The organism is Bradyrhizobium sp. USDA 4461 (assembly GCF_054055655.1).
In genome coordinates this window covers 5224617-5248026 of sequence record NZ_JBSRXM010000001.1, presented here as the reverse complement: position 1 = coordinate 5248026, position 23410 = coordinate 5224617, and the positions used below count along the sequence as shown (strand labels likewise).

Here is a 23410-nt window from a genome sequence, read left to right as displayed (position 1 = left end):
CGATAATTCTCAGGGTTCGGAAGGCAGAAGACGAAGCGCGTCGGGCGCGATCGAAAGCCCTACGCGATCGCCGACCTTGGCCTGGATCGTATTGGGCGCGTCGACATTGAGCGGCTTGCTCGACGCAGCGCTCACGACAATTCGCTGCCGGTCGCCAATGAAGCTGACGGCATCGACGGTTCCCGAGAGCTGCCCTGCGCCGGCGTCCACCACGAGAATGGTTTCGGGGCGGATCATCACGGTCGCGTTCGCAGTCGTCGCGCCACCTTCGATCGGCAAGCGCCCGCCGGGCAGGATCAAGACGCCGTTCTCGATCGGCGCCTCCACGATATTCGCCGCGCCGATGAACTCCGCGACGAACCGATCCTTCGGCGCAAAGTAGACCTCGCGCGGCGTGCCGATCTGGGCGATCGCGCCCTTCCGCATCACGACAACACGGTCGCCCAATTCCATGGCTTCGGCCTGATCGTGGGTGACATAGATCGTCGTGATGCCAAGTGCGCGCAGCAGCCGGTTGAGCTCGCTCCGCAGCCGGTCCCGCAGGGCGGCATCAAGCGCGGTCAAAGGCTCGTCGAGCAGCAAGATGCCGGGCCGGATCGCAACCGCACGCGCCAGCGCGACGCGCTGACGCTGGCCGCCCGAAAGCTGCTCGATGCGGCGGTTTTCCAATCCCGTGATGTTGGTCAGAGCCACCAGGTCGGCGACGCGCGCGGTGCGCTCGTCCCTGGCGACGCCGCGGATCTTCAAACCATAGGCGATGTTGTCCGCCACCGTCATGTTGGGGAACAGGGCGTAGGACTGAAACACCATCCCGACATTGCGCCGCTCGATCGGGACCGAGGTCATGTCCTTGCCGTCGAACAGGACCTTGCCGCCCGCATCCGGCAACTCGAGGCCCGCGATGATGCGCAGCATTGTGGTCTTGCCGCAGCCTGACGGGCCAAGCAACACCAGCGTTTCGCCGCGCGAGATGTCGAGGGTTGCGGGATCGAGCGCGCGGGTGCCGTCGGCAAAAGTCTTGCCGCACGCCTCGATCCGCACCGCTGCACCGTGACCGGCCGTACTCATCGCTTGTGATCCTTGTCGGCCAGCAGTTGCATCGCGACCAAGAGCGGAATGATCATCACGAAGAAGATCAGCGTGTAGGCCGAGGCCACTTCGAGCCGCATCGAGGCGTAGCTGTCGGCGAGCCCGATCGGCAGCGTCTTCGTCAACGGCGTATGCAGCATCCAGGTCAGATTGAATTCACCGAGCGACAGCGTGACCACCATCAATGCGCCGGCGAGAATTCCCGGCAGCGCGTTCGGCACGATGACGTCGCAGAAGCGCCGCCAGGGCGACGCTCCCAGCGAAGCGGCGCCTTCGTCGAGCGTCTTGATATCCACCGTCGCAAACACCGCCATCACTGACCGCACCATGAACGGCATGGTGAAGATCACATGGCCAACCAGGATGAAGAGCCAGGAACGGCGGAGGTCGCCAAAGCCGCCATAGGTCAGCAGCAATGCAAGGGCGATCGCAAGCCCGGGGATCGCCAGCGGCAGCGTGATGATCTCCTCGGCGATGCGGGCGAGCCGGCCTCCACGCGTATGCAAGGCATAGGCCGCGGGGACACCGGCGAACAGCGTGACCGCAAGTGTCGCGAATGCGATCACGAAGGAGAGCAGGATGGTACCGGCATAGAGCTCCCAGACCTGCGCGACCCATTGCAGGGTCACGCCGGATTGGATGCCGCGGAAATAATTGACGGTGACGCCGGCGGAAATCGAAAGCCCGGCGGGCACCACCAGGAATGCCGCAACGAGCAGCGTGAAGACGAACTGGCCGGTGAAGATCAGGCGGTCGCGCATGCGCTCACCCGGCCGCCGCGACCGCGCTGCCGCTGAAGGTGCGGGCGAGCGCGAGGATGAGCCAGGTGATCAGGCCAAGCCCCACCGACAACGCCGCCGAGGTCGCGAAGTTGGCGGCCAGCGTGAACTCGGTGTAGATCAGCATCGGCAGCACGTCGATGTTCGTTGCCAGCGTGAAGGCAGTGCCGAAGGCGCCCATCGCGGTCGCAAACGCGATCGCGCCGGAGGCGACGAAAGCCGGCGCCAGCGCCGGCAGCACGACGTCGCGCTGCACCGCCCAGGGGCTGGCGCCAAGCGACCGCGCGGCCTCCTCGAGGCCGACGTCGAGCTTCTGCACGGCGGCCATGATGGTCAGGATCACGCGCGGGATCGAGAAGTAGAGATAGCCGAGGAAGAGCCCGTAGATCGAATAGGCGAAGACGAACTTCTCGCCAAAAATCCGATTCGAGAGATCGCCGATCAGCCCTTGCCGCCCCGCCAGCAGGATGATCATGAAGCCGACCACAACGCCGGGAAACGCCAGCGGAAAGGTCAGCATCGCGATCAGCACGGCGCGGCCGGGAAAGCGGTGCCGCTGCAGGAACATTCCGGCAATCGTCGCCACGATCAGCGTGACGACCGTGGTTGCCGCCGCCAGCAGCACGGTGTTGATCAACGTCGCGCGATAGCGGCCTTCCGTCAGGATGGCGAGATATCCGGCGAGCCCGTGCGGCCCTTCAGCCCCTGCGACCACCAGGCGCGCCATCGGCAGCAGGAAGAAGGCCGTGGTCACGACCGCAAGCGGCAGCAGGCAGAGCCAAACGAAGGATTTTTGCGACATCGGAAGAATGGTGCCCCGCGAGAAGCACCATATTGCCTCAGCGGACCTCGGCGAGATAGCGGTCGACGAAGGCTTTTTGCACGTTTTCCATCTCGCCCCAATCGACGCTCTTGGCGCGGGCGTAGTCGCTGTCGGGGAGGAATTTGCCCTTCACGGACGCCGGCAGTTCGATCGGGCGGGCCGGACGCAGATGGGCATTGGTCCAGATCGCCTGTCCCTTGTCGGACAAGAGATAGTCCATCACCTTCTTGGCCTTCTCCTTGTCGGGCGCGTTCTTCACGAGACCGACAACATAGGGAAACACCACCGAACCCTCGCAGGGAATCACAAACTCGAAGTTGCCCTTCTCCGAATATTTCGCGCGATAGGCGTTGAAGTCGTAGTCGAACAGGATCGGCATCTCACCGGAGACGACACGGGCATACGACGTCTGCTTGGGCACGATCGGATCGTTCTTGCGCAGCTCCTTGAAGAAGTTGATCGCGGGATCGAAATTGCTGGGTGAGCCGCCGAGCGCCAGGTTGACCGCGACCGCGCCGACATAGCCGACCGCCGCCGACGACGGATCGAGGTAGCCGACCATGCCCTTGTAGTCGGGCTTCAGGAGGTCCTTCCAGCAGGCCGGCACCGGCTTGCCGCCGAGCGCGTCCTTGTTCACGAACAGGCCGAGCGTGCCGGAGTGGATCGTGGTCCAATAGCCGTCCGGATCCTTCAGGCCGGCGGGGACCTGGTCCCAATGCGCCGGCTTGTAGGGCTCAAGCGCATCCTGCGCCTTGGCTTTCATACCGAAGGTCACGCCGAAATAGCCGATATCGCCGACCGGATTGCTCTTCTCGGCCAGGATCTGGGCCAGTGCCTGGCCGGAATTCTTGTTGTCGTGCGGGATGTCGTAGTCGAGGTCCGCCTTGATTGCCTTCAGCATCGAGGCCCAATCGGCCCACTCCGGCGGGCAGTTGTAGCAGATCACGTCGGCCGCCTTGGCGGATTGCCACGGCGCGATCAGTGTCAGCGCCAGCAACGCAAGGACAAGGCGGACGGTCTTCATGGGAGGCTCCGGTCTGGGAGAGGATGCAATGCGGATTTCAACATCAACGGAGCGACCAAGTATAGATCGCGCATGACGGTTTTGCGACGCGCTCGCTGCCGTGCAGCAAATGCGAAGCCAACGATGGGACGCTCGTCGCCGCCGGTCATTTCGGGCTAGGCTGCCAGCCAAAAGAGGAAGCGCCCATGTACCAGCCAACCGGCGTCAAGACATCGCCCGACCTTCCCGTCCCCGACCTGATGAAAGCTTGGGTCCTCGGCGACCCCGACGAGCTCATGCTTCGCGAAAAGCCAACGCCGATCCCGTCGCGTGCCGAGGTTCTGGTCCGGATCGACGCGGTTGCAATCTGCGCCACCGATCTCGAGATCATCCATGCCGGGTCGCCGGCCAGCATTCAGGGCGGCCAGCCCTTCAACAAGAATTTCACGCCGGGTCACGAGTACATGGGCACAGTCGCCGCGCTCGGCCCTGATGTGGACGAGTTCAGGATCGGCGAGCGGGTCAGCGTCGAAATCCACGCCGGCTGCGGCCAATGCAAACGCTGCCGCCAGGGCATGTACACATCCTGTCTCAACTATGGAAAGCCGGAGAAGGGTCACCGCGCCAACGGCTTCACGACCGACGGCGGATTCGCCGAATACGCGGTCAATCACATCAATACGCTGGCACGCGTCCCGGAGACCATGAGCGATGCGGAAGCGACGCTCGTGGTGACCGCCGGGACGTCGATGTATGGCTTGACGGAATTGGGGGGATTGGTGGCCGGCGAGAGCGTCGGGGTGATCGGCCCAGGACCGATCGGACTTCTCGCAGTTGCCGTGGCCAAGGCGCTTGGCGCGAGCCCGGTGATCCTGACCGGCACGCGCAACAAGCGGCTCGCGATCGGCAGAGAATTGGGAGCCGATCGCGTCATCAACATCAACGACGAAGACGCCGTTGCGGTGGTGAAGCAACTTACAGGGGGGATCGGTGCTGACTACGTCGTCGAATGCGCCGGCACCGAAGCGACACTCAACCAGGCCATTCACATGACCAATCGTGGCGGCAAGATCTGTCTGGCCGCCTTCCCGCACGAGGCCGCGACGCTGGACATCGCGCATCTCGTGCGAAACAACATCTACGCCTACGGCATCCGCGGCGAAGGCAAAAGCGCGACCCATCGCGCGATGGAATTGATGGCGGCGAAGCGGTTCGATGCGACCAAGATCCACACGCATACGTTTCCGCTGGGCGACCTGCCGACCGCGTTGAGATATGCGCGGGATCGCGTCGACGACGCGATCAAGGTCGTGCTGACCAATCGCAAGGCCGGCGCGATCGCGAGCGCTGCCGAATGAAGCCTATCGTGCGGACGCAGGAGCACTGATCCGGTTCACACCGAACAGTAGCGCTCCTTGACCTCGTCGTCGGCCAACAACTCCTGCGCCGACGCCTGGTGCACCACCGCCCCCTGATCAAGGACGTAGGCACGATCGGCGATACCAAGCGCAAGCTCGACGTTCTGCTCAACCAGCAGAACCGTCGTTCCCTGCGCCTTCATGCTGCGGAACAGCTCGAACATCTCGTCGACCAGGACGGGCATGATGCCCTCCGACGGTTCATCCAGCATGATCAGGTCGGGCTTTGCGATCATCGCGCGCGCGATCGCCAGCATCTGCTGCTCGCCGCCGGACATCGTGACCGCCTCCTGATCCATGCGTTCGGCGAGCCGCGGGAAGATCACGGAAATCTCGTCGATCAACTCGGCTTCCCGCTTCTTCTGCTTTGACGCTACCAGCCCGAGCCGCAAATTCTCTCGCACCGACAACCCCTGCACGATCCGCCGCTCTTCGGGGACATAGGCGAGCCCCAACGCGAAGCGCACATGCGCCGGCCGATTCAGCAGCTCTTCGCCCTTGAAGCTGACCGAGCCGCGCGTCCGCCCCATCAAGCCCATGATCGATTTCAGCGTCGTCGTCTTGCCGGCGCCATTGCGGCCGATCAGACAGACGATCTCGCCGCTGATCACCTCGAGACTGATGTCCTGCAGCGCGTGGCTTGCGCCATACCAGGCATTGAGCTGGCTGATCTGCAGCATTCGTCAATGCTCCCGCTGGCCGAGATAGACGCGCTTCACTGCCTCGTTCTGCCGGACCTCGTGCGGCGTTCCCTCGGCGAGCAGTTCCCCGTGGTGCAGAACCAGGATGCGATCGCTGATCCCGAGCACCAGCTTCATCTTGTGCTCGACGAGGATGACGGTGCGCTCCTTGGCGAGCTTGACGATCAGATCCATCATGGTCCGGGTTTCTTCCGGGCTCATGCCGGCCGTCGGTTCGTCCAGCAGCAGCAAACGGGGTTGGCTGGCAAGCGCCATGCCAATCTCCAGCGCACGCTGCTCGCCATGGGCCAGCGTCCTGGCGGCGCGGTCCCGGGAGTCCCACAACCCGACCAGAGCCAGCAGCTCGTCCGCCCGCTCGACCAGTTCGGTCAGGCGCGCGCGAGGCCGCCAGAGGTCGTATCGCGACACCAGAGCCTGCAGGCCGACGCGGATGTTCTCACGCGTCGTGAGCTGCGGAAACACGCTGGTGATCTGGAAGGACTTTGCGATCCCCATGTGAGCAAAGCGATGCTGCGGCAGGCCGGTGACGTCCCTGCCCTCGAACTCGACGCTACCCTTCGTGGGCGGAAAAGCGCCGCACAGCAAATTGAAATAGGTGCTCTTTCCGGCCCCGTTCGGACCGATGATGGAGGTGATCGCCCCCCTGGAAAACTCGGCCGAGATGTTGTTCAGCGCGACAAACTTGCCGAACGTCTTGCCGACGCCACTGGTGCGCAGAATGATCTCGCCGGCTTGGTTTGCTGCGGCGGTCATCGCTTGCCTCGCGCGATCAGCGTGCCCCAGATGCCGGCGGGGAAGAACAGCACGCATGCAATGAAGATGGCGCCAACGATCAGTTGCCAGTGAACCGTCCACACGGAGACGATATTCTCCAGGACCAGGAAAACCGCCGCGCCGATCATCGGCCCGAAGAATGTCCCCATCCCGCCGAGCAGAGCGATCATCACGACAAGTCCCGAAGTCTCATAGTGCAGGATCTCGATCGGAACGATCGACAGATGCAAGGCCTGCAAAGCACCAGCAAGGCCGCAGAAGCCGCCAGATAAAATGAAGGTCAGCAAGCGTGTCAGGGTCACGTCATAGCCCGAGGCACGGGCGCGCATCTCGTTCTCCCGCACCGCTTCAATGACGGCACCGAACGGCGAGGCAAGAATGCGCGACATCACGAAAAATGCGGCGATCACGAAAGCCGCAATGACGTAGTACCGGATCATCGGATTGATGAAGTCGATCCGCAAGCCAAACAGATCGATGGTGCGGACATTGATGCCGCGAAGCCCGTTCTCGCCGCCGGTCAGGTCAACCGCCTGGTAGAACAGATAGTAGACGCATTGCGACAGCGCCATCGTGACCATGGCGAAGTAGATGCCGCGGGTCCTGATCGCGAGCACGCCAATCAGCAGCGCCATGAGCAGGCCACCCGCGATGCCGGCAGCGATCGCCGCATACCATGGCCAGCCAAAATGCACGATGGCGATGCCGCAGAGATAGGCACCAGTCCCGAACAGCGCCGCATGACCAAACGACAGAAGGCCCAGATAGCCGAACACAAGGTTGAAGCCGAGCGCGTAGAGCCCATAGATCAGGATGTTCACGGCGAGCGCCGTGAACGGCATCACCAACGGGAAAACCAGGATCACCGCAGCCACGATGCTGGCGCGATGCCGCGTTGCGAACTCGTACCAGCTGACCGTCGTGGCAGGAGGCTGTTTGATCGATTGAATCGTTTCGGTCATGCCGGGCTCAGCTCATCAATCCGGCGCGGCCGAAGAACCCTTGGGGACGCACGATCAGAACGATCGCCATCAGGGCAAAGATCGAAACCTTGGCCATCTCGGGTGCAAACAGCGAAGTGATGCTGACCACCACACCGACCAGCAGGCCTGCAAGGACGGCGCCGCCGATCGACCCCATCCCTCCGACCACCGTCACGACGAAAGCTTCGGCGAGGATGGTGCCCCCCATCTCCGGAATAACGCCCTGAAGTGGAGCAGCCAACAGCCCGGCAAGGCCCGCAATCGCCGTACCGATCCCGAACACGATCAACCAGACCCTGGAAACATCGACCCCAAGGACGCGGACGATCTGCGGATCGCGCGCGCCGGCGCGGATAACGAGCCCGAAGCTGGTTTTCTCCAGGAACAGCCAGAGCGCCAGCAGGACGACGGCCGTCGCTCCAATCACAAACAGACGGTAGAGCGGGAAATAGCCGACACCGATGTTGACGGCGCCTTGCAAGACCTCCGGCGTATCGAAGGGATAGCCAGTCTTGCCGAAGGCGATGCGCACGCATTCGACCATCACGTAGCTCAACCCGAAGGTCAGCAGCAGCGGATAATCGATGCCGCGACCGTAGAGCGGCCGGATCAGCACGCGCTCGACCGCGAGGCCAAACAGGCCGATCAGGATCGGCACAGCCACGAGACAGATCCAGAAATTACCCCCGATCGAGACCAGATAAAGCCCGACATAGGCGCCGACCATGTAGAACGCGCCATGGGCGAAGTTGACGACCGTCAGCATCCCGAAGATCAGCGAGAGCCCGATCGCAAACAGCACGTAGATCGCACCAAGCGCCAGCCCGGCGAACAGTTGCAACGCAATCAGATCGAAGCTCAGGCCCGCCATTTGTGCCCCTCGGACGAAGCGCACCGCTACCGGCGCGCGTCGTCGTATCGCTCAGCTTTTGTGACCAAGGGCTTCGCAGCTGCGCAGGTACTTCTCGTTGGGCTCTTCGGTCGAAAGGACCTCGAACACATCGGACTCGTTCTTCATGTCCTTGGACTTCGACTTGATCACGAGCACCGATTGCACTGACTGATGATCGCATTTGCGGTAGTATTGCGGTCCCTTGTAATAATCGTACTTCAGGGCTTCCAATGCCGCGACGACCTTGTCGGTCTCCACGCTGCCCGCGCTCTTGACCGCCTCAAGCACTGTCCGGACGCCACCATAGCCGAGCGCGCCATAATCGGTCGGCAACTTGCCGTCGTACATCTTGCGGAAAGCTTCGTTGAACGCCTTGGTGGAAGCGAACTTGTCCTCGATGCCCCAGTAGAACGAGCAGCCGCCGACGACGCCGTCGAATGCCTGCGGGCCCGCTGCGACGCGGCTGGCATGCGACAGCAGCGGCGCGATGATCTGGATCGATTTCTTGATGCCGAAATCGGTCGCCTGCTTCAGGGCGATCTGCTGGTCCCGTCCGAAATTGCTGATGAAGAGAATATCGGGCTTCAGCGCCTGAAGACGAGGCAGCAGCGTGGAGAAGTCCGTCGTTCCCAGCGGATGGCGGATATCACCGAGATTCTCGATGTTAAATTCTTTGCCGACCTCGAGGAAGCCGCGAACCATCTCGTGGCCATAGGCGTAGTCCGCGGTAAGGAACGCAACCTTCTTGCCAAATTTAGCGAAGGCGTAACGGCCGACCGCGCCCGACGTCATATGCGGGTTCAACGCCTCGTGGAAGGTGTACTTGCTGAAGTCCGCCGCCTCATTGATGGCGTCCGACTGGCTGATCGAATTGAAGATGACGCCGCGCTCCTTGGTGACGTTGTTGATCGCGAGCTGAACCGCGGCCGACAGGCTGCCGACGACGAAATTCACCTTCTCCTTCTCGACCAACTCCAGTGTCCGCGTCGCCGCTTCACCAGGATTGAGCTTGTCGTCGCGCACGACGAGTTCGGCCTTGCGGCCGTTGAGACCGCCGGCGTCATTGAACTGGGCGATGGCAAGCTGGCCAGCCCGCACCTGGTCCTGCGCCTCGGCACCATACGGGCCGGTCAAGGGAACGGGGAAGCCGACCTTGATGGGAGCTTCCTCGGCCCGCAGCAGATTGATGCGCAACGGTGAGACGGCGAGAGCGGCGCCGGCACTTGCCGTCGTCAGCAGACGACGCCGCGATACCGATCCGGCTTTGGTGACCTTGCTCGTCATGACTATTCCTCCCCAAGAACTGTCTGTGTTTTGCTTAGCGTATTGTCCTTGCCCGAAACTTCTCCACCTCAGATTCGTCCCAAGGCCGTCAGAATAACCCGGGGCGTCAGCGGAATCTCGGTAATTATCGTGCCAAACGGCCGCAGCGCGTCGTTAACCGCATTGGCGACCGCAGCTGCCGCGCCAGCCGTGCCCGCCTCACCCGCCCCTTTGGCTCCCAGCTCGGATTCTTGCGTCGGAGACACCACGTGTCCGATCTCGATATCTGGCATCTCGCCGGACATCGGGACCAGGTAATCCGCCATGTTGGCGTTGGTCAGCTGACCGCGTTCGTCATAGATGCACTTCTCGAACAGCGCCGCGCCGAGCCCTTGCACGACCCCACCCCGGATCTGCTCATCGACCAGTTGCGGGTTGATGATGGTTCCGCAGTCTTCGACAACCCAGTGCTTGAGCAGCGTCACGAACCCGGTGTCGGTGTCGACCTCGAGCCATGAGGCCTGCACGCCGTTGGTGAATGCAAAGGGATACTGGCGCGGAACGAAATGCCGGGTCGCCATCAACTCGGGCTGGATCCCGGGCGGAAGGGTGTCTGGCCGGAAATAAACGATCCGCGCCAGCTCGTTCAGCTCCATGCGTGGCACGCCGTCGCTGGCATTGACGATGCTGTTGTTGACGATATCGAGGCCGGCCGGCGTCGATTGCAGGATGGCAGCCGCGACATCGAGAATATTCCGGCGCAGAACCTTAGCTGCCTGCAACGCGGCTTCGCCGCCGATGCCGGCGCCGCGCGAAGCCCAGGTGCCGCCGCCATATGGCGTATGGTCGGTGTCGCCCAGGGTCACGCGGACCCGGTCCATCGAGACACCAAGCACGCTGCCCACGATCTGGGCGGTCAGCGATTCCGACCCTTGCCCCTGCTCGGTAATGCTGGTCTGGCAGATCACCGATCCCTGCGCGTCGAGCCTGACCGCGACACCATCCTGCGACGAGATTTTCGCGCCACCGACGCCGTAAAAGGCAGCACTGGGATTGGTCACCTCGATGAAGCTGGCGATTCCGATGCCGCGATGCACATTCCCGGCGCGCAAGTCCGCTTGTTCGGCGCGCAATCCGTCGTAGTCCATCATCTGGAGGAGCTTGGCCAGCGAGGCGTGATGCGAAAGCTGTTCGAACTTCATGCCGGAAGGCGATGCACAGGGATAGGCATCGTCGGGAATCAAATTGCGCCGGCGGATCTCAACGGGGTCCATGCCGATCTTGGCTGCGGCAAGATCGACCAGGCCTTCGGTGACCGAACAGGCGATCGGGTGCCCGACCGCCCGGTACTGGCACATCACGTTCTTGTTCTGGAAGACGACCCGCGCCCGCGCCCGATAGTTCGGTGTGACATAGGGGCCACCGACAAGGTTGACCACCTGGTTGGCCTCGATGGCGCTGGTGCGCGGGTACATCGAATAGGGCCCGATCCCCGTCAGGTCGTCGATCTCGAAAGCCGTGATGGTGCCGTCCGGCCTGACGCCGATCCGTCCCCGGCATCGGTGATCGCGGGCGTGAATGTCCGTGTTGAAGCTTTCGACGCGGTCGGCCACGAATTTGATCGGCCGCCGCAGCAGCTTGGCCAGTGCGTAGGTCGCCATTTCGTCGGCGTAAATGTGGACCTTGACGCCGAACGAGCCGCCGACATCCTTGCAGACCACCCGGACCTGCGCCTCCCTCAATCCGAGATGCAGGGCCCGCGATGTTCTGCACCATATGGGGCGCCTGCGTACCCTGATAGATCGTGAGCCGCGCCTCGGCCGCATTCCAGTCGGCAACAACGGCCCGCGGTTCGAGCGTCACGCCGGTGTGGCGCCCGAAGACGAAATCGGCCTCGACCACCTCGGACTCCGACAAGGCATGGTCGACGCCGCCGGCCTCGAGCGTTCGCTCGAAGGCAAGATTGTCGCCGAGCGAGGGGTGGATGACCGGGGTTGCCGGATCGAGCGCCGTGCGCATGTCCGTGACTGCCTCGAGCTCCTCGTAGTCGACGGAGATATGCTCCATGGCATCTTCAGCCGCCGCGCGGCTACTTGCCACGATCGCCGCAACGGCCTCCCCCTGCCAGCAGACCCGGTCGACCGCGATCGCGTGTTGCGGCGCCGATTTCAGTCCCTTCAAATGCGAGAGCACGCCGACCCACGGCGTGATGACAGCCTCAAGCTCACGCCCCGTGACGATGGAAGTGACGCCGGGCATGCGCCTGGCTGCGTCGACATCGATCGCCACGATCCTGGCGTGGGCATACGGTGATCGCAGGAAAACCGCGTGCGCCATCCGCGGCAATTCCAGGTCGCTGACATATTGCCCGCGCCCTTGCAGCAGCCGGTCGAGGTTCGGCCGTGGCACCGTCTTGCCGATATAGGAATTCGGGCGATCGAGCACCGAAAGCGTTTCTGCTGGCGCAGGTGTCACCGTCATGCCGACCGCTCCGCGCGCGTCCTGGCTGTCGCCTCCACTGCGTCCACAATGGCCTGATAGCCGGTGCAGCGGCAATAATTGCCGGATAGGTGCTCGCGGATCGCTTGGCGATCAGGCATGAGGGTATGCTTCAGCAGGTCCTGCGCTGTCATCAGCATCCCGGGCGTGCAATAACCGCACTGCAAAGCATTGCGCGCGCGAAAGGCCGCCTGAAGATCGGCGATTTCGCCGCTGTCGGACAGCCCCTCGATCGTCTCGACTGAGGCGCTCTGCGCCTGGACCGCCAGCATCAGGCAGGAGCGAACGATCTCACCGTCGATCCGGACCGTGCAGGCACCACACACGCCGTGCTCGCAACCGACGTGAGTTCCGGTCAGCTTCAGGTTTTCCCGCAGGAAGTCAGCAAGACTGAGCCGCGGCAAGACGAATGCATCGACGGCTTCGCCGTTGACCAACAGCGAGACCGGTATCGGAGCGTTCACGAGGTCACCCCGAGTTCGGGTCGCGCGAGCAACGCGGCCACGCAGCGCCGGAGCAAGACCGCGGCGAGATGTCGGCGCATGGCCGGGCTGGCCTGCTGATCTTCCTGCGGATTGAGTTCGTCGGCCAAAGCGGCCGTTGCCTCCGCGAGCAAGGCTGGGGTCACGGATACATTGATCAATTTGTCGGCGGCCGCTGCGAGCAGCGGCCGATCACCAACCGCAAAGTAGCCGAGCCGAAGCTCCGCGAACCGATCGCCCGCGATCACAGCGCGAGCGGCGAGACCAACGAGCGCATAGTCACCATGCCGCCGGGCATATTCGTGAAAGAAAAATGCCGCGCCGAGCCCTGCGACCGGCACCTCGACCGCGACCAGCAATTCGTCCGGCGCCAGCGCCGTGTCGTAGATGCCGTTGAAAAATGCGGTGGCAGAAATCCGGCGCTCGCCGCGAGGCCCGCGAACAACGATCGAGGCGTCAAGCACAACAACGCAGGCCGGCAGCTCCGACGCAGGATCGGCATGGGCCAGGCTGCCGCCGATCGTTCCCCGATTACGAATTGCGGGATGAGCAACTTGCGCAACCGCATCGCGCAGCAGCGGAGCGTGCAGCGCAACCTCCGGCGAATTGAGCAGGTCGACATGCCGGGTCAGCGCGCCAATGACCAGCAGATCTCCCCTCACCGCGACGCCGCGCAACTCGGCAAGGCCACCGATATCGACCAGAATGTCCGGGGATAACAGCCGCAGATTCATCGCCGGCATCAGGCTCTGGCCACCCGACAGAACCTTCGCCCTGTCGCCATGCGCGGCAAGCAGCTCCAGCGCATTCACGACGCTGGTCGCGCGGGCGTAGGCGAAAGCCGCAGCTTTCATGTGGGCGTGGCCTCCCGGGCCCAATTTTGGTTTGCCCGATTAGAGGGCCGCCCCGATCAAAGGTCAAGTTTGTTTATCGAGTGATTATTTGCTCGGCGGGACTTGTCTTCGTAGCGGGATGGACGCAGGTTCCTAGCCAAATAAAGTCCAACGCAGGGAGGCGGATCATGAAGCTCGGGTTCTTTACGATGCCGATCCATCCTCTCGATAAGGATTGGCGGCAATCGCTCCGGGAGGATCGTGAAGCGTTCCTGCTCGCCGACGAGCTCGGGTACAGCGAGGCCTATGTCGGTGAGCATCTCACCGACAAGGCCGAGAACATCACATCCAGCATCGCCTTCATCGCCTGGCTCGCGGCCGCGACCAAACAGATCAAGCTTGGAACCGGCACCATCAACATGCCGAACACCCATCCGGCAACCGTCGCCGCATCCGTCGCCATGCTCGATCACATGCTCGATGGCCGTTTCATATTTGGCATAAGTCCCGGCGGCTTGCTGTCAGACGCGGAAATCTTCGGCAATCTCGATGCCGATCGCAATGCAATGTTCCTCGAAGCCATCAATCAGGTTCTCGATATCTGGGCCGGCAAGCCGCCCTATGATTTGCAAGGCAAGTACTGGAATGTCTCGGTCAAGAAGACTCTGATCGAGGATATCGGCCAAGGAATCGTAGCGCGTCCCCTGCAGACCCCGCACCCGCCGATCGTAGTGACCGCGGTTGCGCCGTTCTCAAAGGGCGTCACGGAAGCCGCGGCACGCGGCTGGGATCCGATCTCGGCAAACTTCCTGATGCCCGCCTGGGTGAAGAGCCATTGGCCTAAATATGTAGAGGGGTGCGAGCGCGTGGACCGGACCGCGAACATCGCCAATTGGCGCGTTGCCAAGAGCGTGTTCGTGGCAAAGGACGCTGCAACTGCGCGGGCCTATGCCACGTCATCGGACAGCCCCTATGTCTACTATTATCATCAGCTGTTCACGAAACTGAAACGCAGCGGACGGCTCGAGCTGTTCAAGACACGGCGCGACCAACCAGATGCTGAAATTACGCTGGATTCGATCTGCGACAAGCTGATCATCTACGGCACACCCGAAAGCGTGACCGATCAACTACTCGCGTTCCAGGAGGAAACCGGCCCCTTCGGAACTCTGCTCTATGCCGGCAAGGACTGGAAGGATCGCGAGCTTGGTCGTCAATCGATGATCCTGATGGCCGAGAAGGTCATGCCACGCATTAATGCCGCAGGCGCCGGATCAGCAGCGTGATCCAGGGAGTTCCGACATGGCCTTTACTGATCGCATTCCGTACCAGGCACAGGTCGACCGGCCGAAACTGACGCTGCCTGGCGGCAAGAAGCTTGCCGTCTGGTTTATCCTCAATGTCGAGGAATGGCGCATCGGAAATGCGATGCCGCGTACCGTGCTGAGCCCACCAATGGGCCAGCCCCTGCTGCCTGACGTGCCGAATTGGTCCTGGCATGAATACGGTATGCGCGCCGGCTTCTGGCGTCAATTCAAGGCATTCACCGATCGAAAGATACCGGTGACGCTCGCAGCGAATGCCAACGTCTGCAACAGCTATCCGCGCGTGGCGTCGGCAGCGCTCGAGGCCGGGTTCGAATTCATGGGTCATGGATTTGTCCAGGGCCCGATGCACAAGCTGGAGAACCAGGCGGATGCAATCAAGCGCGCGGTCGACACCATTGCAGAATTCACCGGCAAGGCACCGCGATCATGGGAAAGCCCGGGCTTGACCGAGACCGAGGAGACGCTCGATCTCCTGCGTCTCAACGGGATCGAATACGTGGCGGACTGGGTGATGGACGATCTGCCGCAGGATATCGCCACGCCGCACGGAATCGTAACGACGATTCCATATTCCGTTGAGACCAATGACATCGTCATTCACGCGCTACAGCATCTTCCGTCGGAGCAGTTCCTGACGCGCTGCACCGATCAGTTCGATCGGCTGTATCTCGAAGGCGCAGAGAACGCGCGGATCATGGCAATATCGGTGCATCCCTACATCACCGGGGTACCACATCGAATCAAGTACCTTGAAGCCTTGCTCGATTACGTGGTCGGTCACGACGCCGTAGCGCTGATGACGGCAAGCGAGATCGGCGATTGGTATCGGGGCCAGATGGCGACGACATAGAGCGGTTCAGCCGACGACCTTGATCGGCGCCCGTCGACGGTCGGTTGCGACTTCCGCCATCCTCTCAAATCCCGCGAGAAAGATATCCAGCGCATCACTGATCATCTGCGCCTTATCCTCCAGGACAGGCGCCTCGTAGATGTACTTGCGTACGCCATAGTAGAAGATGCCGCCGTGGAACACCCAGGCCAGCTCCAGCTCGGCGGCGGTGGGTTTACTTTGCGTCGCAAGGCCGGCCTCGTGACGGCATTCCCTGAGGATACGAGTCAGGATCTTGTCCTTGACCATGCCAACATACCACCGATTGATATCCAGACCTTTCAGGCCCGAATAAAGATAGATCCTTAGCCACTTCCGGTTGAAGATCGCGTCCGTATAGATCTCGTAGAATTCCTGCAGCCGCACGCGGAGCGGTCGCGACCGATCCGACAGCAATTTCTCCCAGCCGATTTCAAGCGGTTCAAGATATACCTTGCGGTAAACCTCCTTGATGAGATCGTCCTTGCTTGGAAAGTATCGATAAAGCAGCGGCTGCGTCACACCGAGCTTGCGAGCGAGCGTACGCGTGCCGCCGCCAAATCCCTCCTCCGCAAAGAGCTCGGTTGCCTTGGCGACGAATTCACTGCGGCGATCGTCGGCTGATAGTCGCCTCTGCTTGACTTGAACTCGCTTGGCCGACGTTCGATTCATGATGGCTTGCTACCATCGTCTGCCAGGAACCGGCCGAAAGCTCCGTGCGCGAACAACAGCGGATTGTTCCGGTTGTACGCGTATGCCTCGACCGCTCCCAGGAAAATAACGTGATCGCCACCGTAGTAGCGGTTGGCCGCACGGCATTGAAAATTCGCAACCACATCGGCCAGCACGGGAGCGTTCCCGAGACCTGCCGTCCAGCTCACTCCGGCGAACTTGTCACCCGACGATCTGGCAAACTGCGTCGCCAGCGCCTGCTGGGACGCGCCAAGCACGTTGACCGTGAAATGAGTGGCATTCTGGAAGATCGGCAGCCCCTGCGAGAAAATACCCAGGCTCCACAGCACGAGCGGCGGGTTGAGCGACACTGACGCGAATGAATTGCATGTGATACCGTACGGCCGTCCTTCGGCAGACATCGCGGTGACGATCGTCACACCGGTCGCAAACGTACCGAGCGCATTGCGGAAGTCACGCGGGTCGATCGTCGAACTGCCGGTTGCGAGCTCATTGGCCGGATCCGTTGGATGTTTGGGTGAGTCGGACATCCAGCGAGGCTCAGAGTGTCAGGTTTTCAGACGGCAGCCCGAGAGCCACCCGCCCATAATTGGTGCCCGCCGCATCAAAATTGAAGGCGAGATGAGCGTTTACCGCATGCGCATCGCGGAATTGACGCTGCAGCGCCCCAGAGGTGAACAGGCTGCGTGCCCCGCTCGCGGCAAACAGAAGCGACACCGCTTCAGTACACAGATTGACCGTGAACGCCCCATCGCGCCGCAGCTTCGTCTTTTGTGCAATACTCGGGATCTCGCCGCGCCGGACTTGCGCTAGCACTTCAACGCAGTTCGCACGCATGATAAGCCGCGCGGCATCTATCTTCGCCGACGCCTCGGCGATCTTGATCTGTGTGCTCTGCAGGTCCCCGATCTTGGCCCGGTTGTATGTCGATGCGCGGTGTCGCGCGATCTCGACATAATCGTCAAGACAGGCCTGAGAGTTTCCCAGTCCGACTCCGGACAGCACGTAGGGAAACAACGAAAAGACCGGAAGCTTGTAAAGTGCATTCGAATTGACGACGCTGCCTGGTGTCGCACCTCCGGCAAGATCGCTGACGGCCACCGTCATATGCTCGGGAACGAATGCGTCGGCCACCCGCACATCGTTCGATCCAGTTCCGCGCAGGCCAGCCGCATTCCAGGTATCGTCGATGCTGTAATCCCGTCGGTTCAACAGGAATAGCCGATACTCGACACCGTCGGCCTCATCATCCGAGGCAACCACGCTCGCAAGCATGTTCCATCCGCAGGCTTCCACGCCGGACGAGAACGGCCAATGGCCGGTCAGCACATATCCGCCAGTTGTCTTCCTGGCACGGCCCGCCGGGAAGACAAAGGAAGACGCGATCAGCGCTTCTGGATTTTCGCCCCACACCGCAGCCTGCGCCTCGGGCGCGAACATCCCCAGCATCCAGTGATGACTTGCAAGATTGGCAAAGTTCCAGGCAACCGAAGCATCGCCCTGCCCCAGCGCGTCGGCGCAATCGACCAAGGCAACATAGTCGAGTTCGCTGCCTCCGAAGCGCTTGGGCTGCAGGATCCGGAAAAGGCCACTATCCTGCAGTTCTCGTTCGGTCTCCGGCGGCAGGCGGCGCAACTCTTCAGTTCGCTGCGCCCGCTCACGCAAGGCCGGAACAAGCGCCATGGCCCGCGCAACCATGACAGCACAGCGCTCTACGTCTGGGCCTGGCGGCACCTTCGCGTCGAGCCCGCGGCCAACCTCCACCATGGTCTCTTCCTTCGTTCGATCTCCAGGACGTTTTGCGCGTGCGATCGAGCTGTGCGGCTTAGTTTATCGTTCGATCACCAGAGATCAAGGCGCGCAAGGCTACATCCGGCTAAATCAACGATCGGGGATCGCGGTTGCGGCAACAGCCGCTCGCCGAACCGTGCAGTTGCGGCCCGGGAACGCAAAAGCGCCCGGCGGCCTATTCGGCCACCGGGCGCTCCACGTCATTGCATATTATCAGTTCGCCCACCGCACAGAGGCTAGACAAGATCCTTCCGCCAATACAGCGAGTGCTGCCACGCCCACGGCGCGACGGGGTCGAAGAGCCGATACCCCAGCCTGATAAAGTTATTGGCCGAGATACAGTTGTCGGTCGTATCCGAGACGATCGTTTTCCAGCCGGCCCGCCGCCCTCGCGCTTCCAACGCGCGTGTAAGGCGCAGTTGCAGACCATGACCGCAGTGCGGCATAGCGACGCCGACCCGACACAGATATCCAGCATTTGTGACATGTGTTGAAGGCACGACGCCCGCGAATGCGATCGGACTGGCTCCTCGGAATGCGATCCACCAATATCCCTGCTCGAAGTCAGGCACGCGGGTCCCGTCGCAAAAAGTCAGCCGATGAAGCTCGACAAGCGAATCTTCGATTTCATCCTCCTGCGGATCAACCTCACGTATCCGATACATTACCGCACCTCGAGAGTCATATTGCCAGCTGAGCCGCCTAGATCCACGATATGGGACGTCTGTCCTCGAACGCGGGGCCAAGGCGAGTTATTTCCCGAGCGTGGCCTTGATGCCCAACCAAATCGCGCCGACAAAGCCAGTAGCGATCACGGTAATGACCGCTTTGAAGGTATAACTCTGCGCCTGCTCGACGCTTCGTCGCCAACGCCGGAGGTGCTGAAAATCCGCGCGCAGCTCGCGTCGGTCTCCCTCTTCAAAGCCGAATGAAGTCAAGACAGTCGCAATAGTCTTGACCACTACGGCGTCGATATCGCTCCTTCGCACCCGATCTTGTTCGATCAGCGTTTCCATCACGATTGCTTTGACATCAGCCTCGTGCATCCCGTCACCGTCGAATGATGCGTGCGACATTCTCGAACGTGCGCTTTCCAAAATAGAAGCCCATGATCATGCCGGCCCAAGTGCTTACGTCGCCCGTAAGCTGCGGCGTGGTGCCAAGACCAAGAACCTTGTCCCAGATGACGCATTTGGCAAAGAAAACCAATGTCACGTAGAAGGCTAGTTTCTCGGGCTCCCAGGGGTGGCCGATCTCGGCGATCTTGAGTTGACCTTGCGCCTGTATCTCGGCGCTCTGTGCTGCGATCTCGCCTGCAGCCAGATCGGCAGCGATCTTGCTGTCGATGTTGCCGGCTTTCAGCTTGGCCTGATAAGCATCGATCAGGCCCTTGATGACCGGACCACCAAGGAAGGAAAGAATGGCCATCCACATCGATCAGCTCTTTCCCACCGACCGCAGCCGCGCGACGATCGTAATCGTCGATATTCCGATCATCGTGTAAGCGAGATATCGAGGATTGTCCTTCAACGCCTCCATGACCTGGGCCTTAAGGTCGGGATCGCCAAAGGCGGAGGCGATTGGATCAAGCCACTGAAAGACAGCTCCCACACCGGTCAGGAACAGGCTCCACGCCACCGTCACCGATCGTCCGGTCAGCGCCCAGGCCTTGCCCCAGAATGTATCGGCCTCATCGTAGAAGGACTTGAGGGCGGGAATCGCGTGCAGAATCGGTCGCAGCAAAATGAAATACGCGCAGAGCAGTCCGGGCAAAATCAGGAAAAGCCAGAGCATCGTCATTTCCTTCCGAAGAGAGATTTGAATAGAGCAACAAAAAAGGCTCCGATGGAGCCTTTGGCGGGAGTAGTGATGGACGGAGCGCCCGGGGGCGGTTTCGCTGCCGGCGTAGGCGGCCCTTTTGCGGGGATAGTCTTCGCCCCGGAGAATGTGATCGTTGGATCGAGCTGCATCATCGCGAACAACAGACCTGCGCAGCCTAGCTGGCGGTCCACTACGTTGGGATCGTAGACCCCATCCCGGACGTACTTGCCCGACACGTATTGGTCAGTGCCGGACCAGATATATGGCGATGGCTTGCCGCGGGCGGCATAGCCGAGCCCGTTATATTGTTCGAGCATCGTCAGCGTGCCACCGATCGACCAGTCCTTGTTTCTGGCGGCGTAGGGAGCGCAATTAACCAGTGCATCATAGGCGCCGTCCTCCCAGGTCTTGAACGGGCCTCTTCCCTTCGGAACGTGGATCGAGACGCTTCCGAGCGGGTCACCCTGCCCAAGCTGGGTGTTCCAGTTCTGGGAAGCCTCCCGCTCATGCACGACCGCGATGAAGAACCAGGGAACGCCGGTCTTGGCTGAGACTGCCTGATAACGGACCTTTGCATCGGGACCGATGAGCTTCTTAGCAGCAACAGAGAAATTTCTAGTCGGCTCTCCTTTTGTCCAGCGAACCGCATTTGCCACCTTTAGGGCAACGAGATCAATCATGATATCTCCAAAGAAGAAGCCGCCCGTAGGCGGCTTAGGTTGCTCTCTTAAGGATGGTAGTGGTAGTAATGCGCATGTTCCGCATCCTAATGTTGATCCTCGCGCTGTCGACATCTACCGCTAGCGCGCACGATCACCTAGAAGCCAGATTGTTCGCCATCCGGAGCCAGCTTGCACAGGCCGGACCATCACCTATCGTTTTTGGCGGCGACAGCATCGTCGAGTCTGCCTTGTTGCCAGCCGAAGTCTGCGGGCACCGTGTCGTGAATGCGGGCATAGGCGGCGCAACCACTTATCAATATGCACTTGCTATCAGACGCCTCGATCTCAAGGCCGCGGCCTTTGTCATTGGGATTGGAACTAACGATTCAACTCCGGAAAGCATCGTCGAATTTCCAGACCGTTATCGCTTTCTCTCAAAGGCGATAAGCGCACGCTCTGATGTCGTTCTGTTTGCAGGTATCCCTCCTCTTGAATCTGGCGTCGCGGCCGAGCAATTCGACGCCAAATCGTCTACTGAAATAAACCAGATCATCCAGGGTTACGCCGGCCGACAGTTTATCGACATTCGATCTCCGATCTCGATCCTCGACCGAAAAACGATTGACGGAGTGCACCTTACCCCTACGGCGCAAGCCGTATGGCTCAATACCATCCTGACTCGGCTCAAATCCGCTTTGGGCTGTTAAATGACCCGCATGATGTAGTTACAAACAATCGAGGGTTGGACGTTGGACAATGGTGTGCTCGTTCCTCCCTGAGGGTTCCCGCTAAAGACTGATGATGTGGTGACGGCAACAGAAGTCGCGCTATTCCCTGCGTTGCCACCATTCACCGGCGCCAAAAGTTGTGGTGTAGACCCGGACGAAGGTTGGAAAATAATTGACACGCCGACAGTAGTAGAACTTGTGCTGGATACCGATCCAGAAGGGGAGTAGGGTGGTAGGTTTGCCGTAACAAGAGTTTGTGTTTCGACCCCACCCGTTCCACTAAGAGCCACACTGCCGAAGCTGGCCCCCGAAATGCGCCCAGCGCCGGCGTCTGCTGCAACTGAAGCTCGCCCACGCTTGTCTGGCAGATTGAATGTGGTCGAACCATCGCCAGCCCCGTAAAGTGTTCCAAAGAGCGAAAACAGCGTCGCATACGTCGTGCGCGAAATGGCCTGTCCGATTGGGAAAACAAAGGAGCTGTTCGGCGCAGTGGGAGCCCAGTAGTCCATGCCTGCCGCAAGCGGCACGTTGTACGGATTGCCGAAAAAGCCATGCAGGTACCAGACCGCGTCGGAGTTGTTGTAGGTCGCAGCGTACGGCGTACCCTGGATGATGACGCCGGCCTGCAGTTCGACACCGGGTCCGGTTCTCAGCGGACGGGCACCTAGCCCATCCACGTTGATGACGGATGTCCCGCCGTTTGTGATGTGCGGCGCGAAGGCAATCATCGCACCGTTCATGTTCGTGAAGCTGTCGAATTGCTGGTAGCTCGATAACGCATAAGATGTGCTAGATCCGCTCGTGACGATCGCGCCGGCGATGTCGTCGCGATACTTGGCGGTCGCCGCCATCATTGCGCGCGCGGAGTCGTTGACACTCGACGGCGCCTGACCTTCCTGCCAATTGATCGAGCTGTCAGCGGTCGCATCCGAGGCCGCAACCCGCGACCATTTGAAGAGCGTCATGATACGTTCCCTTGTTGAAATTCACGAGGCCGGCTCATCGTCTGATGAGCCGCCATGCCACTGTTACTCAGCGCGACCGAGCTGGAGATACTGCGCACAAGGACAAGCAGGCGCGCGCGCGATCAAGAGGTTGCGGACCACACCGATAGGCACGCCCGGGCTTTCCCTGGCGACCGTCTGCGCACGCGCATCAATGATGGCTTCAATTTCGGCACGAAGCTCGGTGATGCGGCTTTCAATTGGGGGCGTGCGGGCTGGCTTCATCGTGTGTCCTTTCTGACTCGGTTCGAGACGATCGTTGCAGCAATTCAAGTCGCTTCAGCGCCACGGCCGCCTCATTTTGAGCGCGCCGCAATGCTTTCTCGCGGCGCGCTTCGTGGGCTGCGATGAACATCTGCAGGTCGCAGGGCAGTGACCGAAAGCGCTTCTTGCGATCGCCCGGCCAGGACCTGGGTGGCTCAATTCCAGCGAGATCGGCGATAGCCGCGGCGGCTGGACCTCCAAGCGTGGGATCCGCGAGCCCTGCCGACACATGCAACTTCGAGATATCCTGCAGCGCCGGCCATAGCCGCGCGATGCCGAGAGATGCGCAGTCGGTCACAAACCGAGCAACGACAGCCGGCGTTGCGGGACACGGGGCCACATCATGCAATTCGCACCAACGGACAAAAATAGGAGCAGCGCGCAGACGAGCTTGCGCGAGCGTCGCCAACACAGGATTGAGCACCACCGGCTTCAACGCTTCGCCCTGCGCAAGGCATGATGGAGATCGGTCATCTTCCGCCGCAGTTCCTGCAGGCGCACGTGGCGCCGAAGGCTATGCGAACCTGAATCGATCTCTCTGCCGAGCTCCGCGTCGAGCCGATCCAGGGCGACCACGCGCTTGCGCAGTCCATAAAGGGCAAAGTTATCGGCGATCTCGCTAACGGTGGCCGGCAGGCCGCTCGCTTTTTCTGTAAAGGATTCTGCGTGGTCGAGAGAGTCTCGATCATCTGTCATTTGAAGACCTCAGTTA

Annotated in this window: 27 protein-coding genes and 1 pseudogene; 4 read left to right on the top strand and 24 right to left on the bottom strand. The window is 61.2% G+C overall.

All coding sequences use genetic code 11. The annotated features are described in order from the left end of the window. Positions 1-9: 9 nt before the first annotated feature. From ACVINW_RS24340 to ACVINW_RS24325, 4 genes are read right to left on the bottom strand one after another with little or no spacing between them, the layout of a single operon-like run. Positions 10-1068 carry an ABC transporter ATP-binding protein gene (locus ACVINW_RS24340; RefSeq protein ID WP_456753640.1) on the bottom strand — a complete coding sequence of 353 codons (1059 nt, stop codon included), beginning with the start codon at positions 1066-1068 and terminating at the stop codon, positions 10-12. Then, positions 1065-1850, bottom strand: a complete 786-nt coding sequence (locus ACVINW_RS24335; protein ID WP_456753639.1) for an ABC transporter permease — start codon at positions 1848-1850, stop codon at positions 1065-1067. Before ACVINW_RS24335 ends, ACVINW_RS24340 begins: the two co-directional genes overlap by 4 nt. A 4-nt stretch (positions 1851-1854) precedes the next feature. Beyond that, entirely contained in the window at positions 1855-2670 is an 816-nt protein-coding gene (locus ACVINW_RS24330) for an ABC transporter permease (protein WP_106329293.1), read from the bottom strand. A gap of 37 nt (positions 2671-2707) precedes the next feature. After that, positions 2708-3715 carry an ABC transporter substrate-binding protein gene (locus ACVINW_RS24325; protein ID WP_456753638.1) on the bottom strand — a complete coding sequence of 336 codons (1008 nt, stop codon included), beginning with the start codon at positions 3713-3715 and terminating at the stop codon, positions 2708-2710. 185 nt (positions 3716-3900) lie between these two features. On the opposite strand from ACVINW_RS24325, the gene ACVINW_RS24320 reads away from it, so the two are divergent. Beyond that, positions 3901-5052, top strand: coding sequence for a zinc-dependent alcohol dehydrogenase (locus ACVINW_RS24320; protein ID WP_456753637.1), 1152 nt, complete (start codon positions 3901-3903; stop codon positions 5050-5052). 35 nt (positions 5053-5087) lie between these two features. Here ACVINW_RS24320 and ACVINW_RS24315 read toward each other — a convergent pair whose 3' ends face one another. From ACVINW_RS24315 to ACVINW_RS24280, 8 genes and pseudogenes are all read right to left on the bottom strand, one after another. Continuing rightward, positions 5088-5792, bottom strand: a complete 705-nt coding sequence (locus ACVINW_RS24315; RefSeq protein WP_456753636.1) for an ABC transporter ATP-binding protein — start codon at positions 5790-5792, stop codon at positions 5088-5090. 3 nt (positions 5793-5795) lie between these two features. Beyond that, on the bottom strand, positions 5796-6566 hold the full coding sequence (locus ACVINW_RS24310) for an ABC transporter ATP-binding protein (protein ID WP_456756487.1): 771 nt from the start codon (positions 6564-6566) through the stop codon (positions 5796-5798). Continuing rightward, the gene (locus ACVINW_RS24305) at positions 6563-7549 is read right to left on the bottom strand and encodes a branched-chain amino acid ABC transporter permease (RefSeq protein ID WP_456753635.1); all 987 of its coding nucleotides are present in this window, start codon (positions 7547-7549) and stop codon (positions 6563-6565) included. The genes ACVINW_RS24310 and ACVINW_RS24305 overlap by 4 nt, the downstream gene beginning before the upstream one ends. Positions 7550-7556: 7 nt before the next feature. Next, positions 7557-8441, bottom strand: a complete 885-nt coding sequence (locus ACVINW_RS24300; RefSeq protein WP_456753634.1) for a branched-chain amino acid ABC transporter permease — start codon at positions 8439-8441, stop codon at positions 7557-7559. 51 nt (positions 8442-8492) lie between these two features. Beyond that, positions 8493-9746 carry an ABC transporter substrate-binding protein gene (locus ACVINW_RS24295; protein ID WP_456753633.1) on the bottom strand — a complete coding sequence of 418 codons (1254 nt, stop codon included), beginning with the start codon at positions 9744-9746 and terminating at the stop codon, positions 8493-8495. Between the two features lie 68 nt (positions 9747-9814). After that, positions 9815-12206, bottom strand: a pseudogene (locus ACVINW_RS24290) (xanthine dehydrogenase family protein molybdopterin-binding subunit). After that, the gene (locus tag ACVINW_RS24285) at positions 12203-12688 is read right to left on the bottom strand and encodes a (2Fe-2S)-binding protein (RefSeq protein WP_456753632.1); all 486 of its coding nucleotides are present in this window, start codon (positions 12686-12688) and stop codon (positions 12203-12205) included. Before ACVINW_RS24285 ends, ACVINW_RS24290 begins: the two are co-directional and overlap by 4 nt. Beyond that, on the bottom strand, positions 12685-13560 hold the full coding sequence (locus ACVINW_RS24280) for an FAD binding domain-containing protein (protein ID WP_456753631.1): 876 nt from the start codon (positions 13558-13560) through the stop codon (positions 12685-12687). Before ACVINW_RS24280 ends, ACVINW_RS24285 begins: the two co-directional genes overlap by 4 nt. Before the next feature lie 167 nt (positions 13561-13727). On the opposite strand from ACVINW_RS24280, the gene ACVINW_RS24275 reads away from it, so the two are divergent. Together ACVINW_RS24275 and ACVINW_RS24270 are read left to right on the top strand one after the other, a co-directional pair. Beyond that, positions 13728-14825, top strand: coding sequence for an LLM class flavin-dependent oxidoreductase (locus tag ACVINW_RS24275; RefSeq protein ID WP_456756486.1), 1098 nt, complete (start codon positions 13728-13730; stop codon positions 14823-14825). 16 nt (positions 14826-14841) lie between these two features. After that, entirely contained in the window at positions 14842-15717 is an 876-nt protein-coding gene (locus ACVINW_RS24270; protein ID WP_456756485.1) for a polysaccharide deacetylase family protein, read from the top strand. 6 nt (positions 15718-15723) lie between these two features. On the opposite strand, the gene ACVINW_RS24265 is transcribed toward ACVINW_RS24270, so the two are convergent. From ACVINW_RS24265 to ACVINW_RS24230, 8 genes are all read right to left on the bottom strand, one after another. Then, positions 15724-16407: a TetR/AcrR family transcriptional regulator gene (locus tag ACVINW_RS24265; RefSeq protein ID WP_456753630.1), complete on the bottom strand. Its 684-nt coding sequence runs from the start codon at positions 16405-16407 to the stop codon at positions 15724-15726. Beyond that, positions 16404-16958 carry a flavin reductase family protein gene (locus ACVINW_RS24260; RefSeq protein ID WP_456753629.1) on the bottom strand — a complete coding sequence of 185 codons (555 nt, stop codon included), beginning with the start codon at positions 16956-16958 and terminating at the stop codon, positions 16404-16406. Before ACVINW_RS24260 ends, ACVINW_RS24265 begins: the two co-directional genes overlap by 4 nt. A 10-nt stretch (positions 16959-16968) precedes the next feature. Next, entirely contained in the window at positions 16969-18126 is a 1158-nt protein-coding gene (locus ACVINW_RS24255) for an acyl-CoA dehydrogenase family protein (RefSeq protein WP_456756484.1), read from the bottom strand. Between the two features lie 329 nt (positions 18127-18455). Next, positions 18456-18884, bottom strand: coding sequence for a GNAT family N-acetyltransferase (locus tag ACVINW_RS24250; RefSeq protein ID WP_456753628.1), 429 nt, complete (start codon positions 18882-18884; stop codon positions 18456-18458). Positions 18885-18971: 87 nt separating this feature from the next. Beyond that, the gene (locus ACVINW_RS24245) at positions 18972-19265 is read right to left on the bottom strand and encodes a hypothetical protein (protein ID WP_456753627.1); all 294 of its coding nucleotides are present in this window, start codon (positions 19263-19265) and stop codon (positions 18972-18974) included. 4 nt (positions 19266-19269) lie between these two features. Next, the gene (locus ACVINW_RS24240; RefSeq protein ID WP_456753626.1) at positions 19270-19647 is read right to left on the bottom strand and encodes a hypothetical protein; all 378 of its coding nucleotides are present in this window, start codon (positions 19645-19647) and stop codon (positions 19270-19272) included. 9 nt (positions 19648-19656) lie between these two features. After that, positions 19657-20013: a hypothetical protein gene (locus tag ACVINW_RS24235; protein WP_456753625.1), complete on the bottom strand. Its 357-nt coding sequence runs from the start codon at positions 20011-20013 to the stop codon at positions 19657-19659. Between the two features lie 2 nt (positions 20014-20015). Then, positions 20016-20720 (bottom strand): hypothetical protein, encoded by a 705-nt coding sequence (locus ACVINW_RS24230; RefSeq protein WP_456753624.1) that lies wholly within the window; start codon positions 20718-20720, stop codon positions 20016-20018. A 68-nt stretch (positions 20721-20788) separates the two neighbouring features. Between ACVINW_RS24230 and ACVINW_RS24225 the strand changes: the two genes are divergently transcribed. Next, positions 20789-21409, top strand: coding sequence for an SGNH/GDSL hydrolase family protein (locus ACVINW_RS24225; RefSeq protein ID WP_456753623.1), 621 nt, complete (start codon positions 20789-20791; stop codon positions 21407-21409). Here the strand turns inward: ACVINW_RS24225 and ACVINW_RS24220 are convergent. The 4 genes from ACVINW_RS24220 to ACVINW_RS24205 all read right to left on the bottom strand — a co-directional run bounded on the left by ACVINW_RS24220 (position 21406) and on the right by ACVINW_RS24205 (position 23394). Beyond that, positions 21406-22395, bottom strand: coding sequence for a phage tail protein (locus tag ACVINW_RS24220; protein WP_456753622.1), 990 nt, complete (start codon positions 22393-22395; stop codon positions 21406-21408). The two genes, ACVINW_RS24225 and ACVINW_RS24220, sit on opposite strands and share 4 nt — an antisense overlap. Positions 22396-22458: 63 nt before the next feature. Next, positions 22459-22659, bottom strand: coding sequence for a hypothetical protein (locus tag ACVINW_RS24215; RefSeq protein ID WP_456753621.1), 201 nt, complete (start codon positions 22657-22659; stop codon positions 22459-22461). Then, positions 22631-23125: a hypothetical protein gene (locus ACVINW_RS24210; RefSeq protein WP_456756483.1), complete on the bottom strand. Its 495-nt coding sequence runs from the start codon at positions 23123-23125 to the stop codon at positions 22631-22633. Before ACVINW_RS24210 ends, ACVINW_RS24215 begins: the two co-directional genes overlap by 29 nt. Before the next feature lie 5 nt (positions 23126-23130). Then, a complete protein-coding gene (locus ACVINW_RS24205) occupies positions 23131-23394 on the bottom strand; it encodes a hypothetical protein (protein WP_456753620.1) in 264 nt (87 codons plus the stop codon). Positions 23395-23410: the final 16 nt, after the last annotated feature.

What these genes read in the sequence shown, in the direction of transcription:
- ACVINW_RS24215 (WP_456753621.1), bottom strand. Translation starts at nt 22,659, where the DNA reads ATGAAGCCAGCCCGCACGCCCCCAATTGAAAGCCGCATCACCGAGCTT.
- ACVINW_RS24250 (WP_456753628.1), bottom strand. Translation starts at nt 18,884, where the DNA reads ATGTATCGGATACGTGAGGTTGATCCGCAGGAGGATGAAATCGAAGAT.
- ACVINW_RS24295 (WP_456753633.1), bottom strand. Translation starts at nt 9,746, where the DNA reads ATGACGAGCAAGGTCACCAAAGCCGGATCGGTATCGCGGCGTCGTCTG.
- ACVINW_RS24255 (WP_456756484.1), bottom strand. Translation starts at nt 18,126, where the DNA reads ATGGTTGCGCGGGCCATGGCGCTTGTTCCGGCCTTGCGTGAGCGGGCG.
- ACVINW_RS24340 (WP_456753640.1), bottom strand. Translation starts at nt 1,068, where the DNA reads ATGAGTACGGCCGGTCACGGTGCAGCGGTGCGGATCGAGGCGTGCGGC.
- ACVINW_RS24260 (WP_456753629.1), bottom strand. Translation starts at nt 16,958, where the DNA reads ATGTCCGACTCACCCAAACATCCAACGGATCCGGCCAATGAGCTCGCA.
- ACVINW_RS24300 (WP_456753634.1), bottom strand. Translation starts at nt 8,441, where the DNA reads ATGGCGGGCCTGAGCTTCGATCTGATTGCGTTGCAACTGTTCGCCGGG.
- ACVINW_RS24205 (WP_456753620.1), bottom strand. Translation starts at nt 23,394, where the DNA reads ATGACAGATGATCGAGACTCTCTCGACCACGCAGAATCCTTTACAGAA.
- ACVINW_RS24270 (WP_456756485.1), top strand. Translation starts at nt 14,842, where the DNA reads ATGGCCTTTACTGATCGCATTCCGTACCAGGCACAGGTCGACCGGCCG.
- ACVINW_RS24305 (WP_456753635.1), bottom strand. Translation starts at nt 7,549, where the DNA reads ATGACCGAAACGATTCAATCGATCAAACAGCCTCCTGCCACGACGGTC.
- ACVINW_RS24235 (WP_456753625.1), bottom strand. Translation starts at nt 20,013, where the DNA reads ATGCTCTGGCTTTTCCTGATTTTGCCCGGACTGCTCTGCGCGTATTTC.
- ACVINW_RS24320 (WP_456753637.1), top strand. Translation starts at nt 3,901, where the DNA reads ATGTACCAGCCAACCGGCGTCAAGACATCGCCCGACCTTCCCGTCCCC.
- ACVINW_RS24220 (WP_456753622.1), bottom strand. Translation starts at nt 22,395, where the DNA reads ATGACGCTCTTCAAATGGTCGCGGGTTGCGGCCTCGGATGCGACCGCT.
- ACVINW_RS24230 (WP_456753624.1), bottom strand. Translation starts at nt 20,720, where the DNA reads ATGATTGATCTCGTTGCCCTAAAGGTGGCAAATGCGGTTCGCTGGACA.
- ACVINW_RS24240 (WP_456753626.1), bottom strand. Translation starts at nt 19,647, where the DNA reads ATGGCCATTCTTTCCTTCCTTGGTGGTCCGGTCATCAAGGGCCTGATC.
- ACVINW_RS24310 (WP_456756487.1), bottom strand. Translation starts at nt 6,566, where the DNA reads ATGACCGCCGCAGCAAACCAAGCCGGCGAGATCATTCTGCGCACCAGT.
- ACVINW_RS24275 (WP_456756486.1), top strand. Translation starts at nt 13,728, where the DNA reads ATGAAGCTCGGGTTCTTTACGATGCCGATCCATCCTCTCGATAAGGAT.
- ACVINW_RS24280 (WP_456753631.1), bottom strand. Translation starts at nt 13,560, where the DNA reads ATGAAAGCTGCGGCTTTCGCCTACGCCCGCGCGACCAGCGTCGTGAAT.
- ACVINW_RS24225 (WP_456753623.1), top strand. Translation starts at nt 20,789, where the DNA reads ATGCGCATGTTCCGCATCCTAATGTTGATCCTCGCGCTGTCGACATCT.
- ACVINW_RS24265 (WP_456753630.1), bottom strand. Translation starts at nt 16,407, where the DNA reads ATGAATCGAACGTCGGCCAAGCGAGTTCAAGTCAAGCAGAGGCGACTA.
- ACVINW_RS24245 (WP_456753627.1), bottom strand. Translation starts at nt 19,265, where the DNA reads ATGCACGAGGCTGATGTCAAAGCAATCGTGATGGAAACGCTGATCGAA.
- ACVINW_RS24315 (WP_456753636.1), bottom strand. Translation starts at nt 5,792, where the DNA reads ATGCTGCAGATCAGCCAGCTCAATGCCTGGTATGGCGCAAGCCACGCG.
- ACVINW_RS24325 (WP_456753638.1), bottom strand. Translation starts at nt 3,715, where the DNA reads ATGAAGACCGTCCGCCTTGTCCTTGCGTTGCTGGCGCTGACACTGATC.
- ACVINW_RS24330 (WP_106329293.1), bottom strand. Translation starts at nt 2,670, where the DNA reads ATGTCGCAAAAATCCTTCGTTTGGCTCTGCCTGCTGCCGCTTGCGGTC.
- ACVINW_RS24335 (WP_456753639.1), bottom strand. Translation starts at nt 1,850, where the DNA reads ATGCGCGACCGCCTGATCTTCACCGGCCAGTTCGTCTTCACGCTGCTC.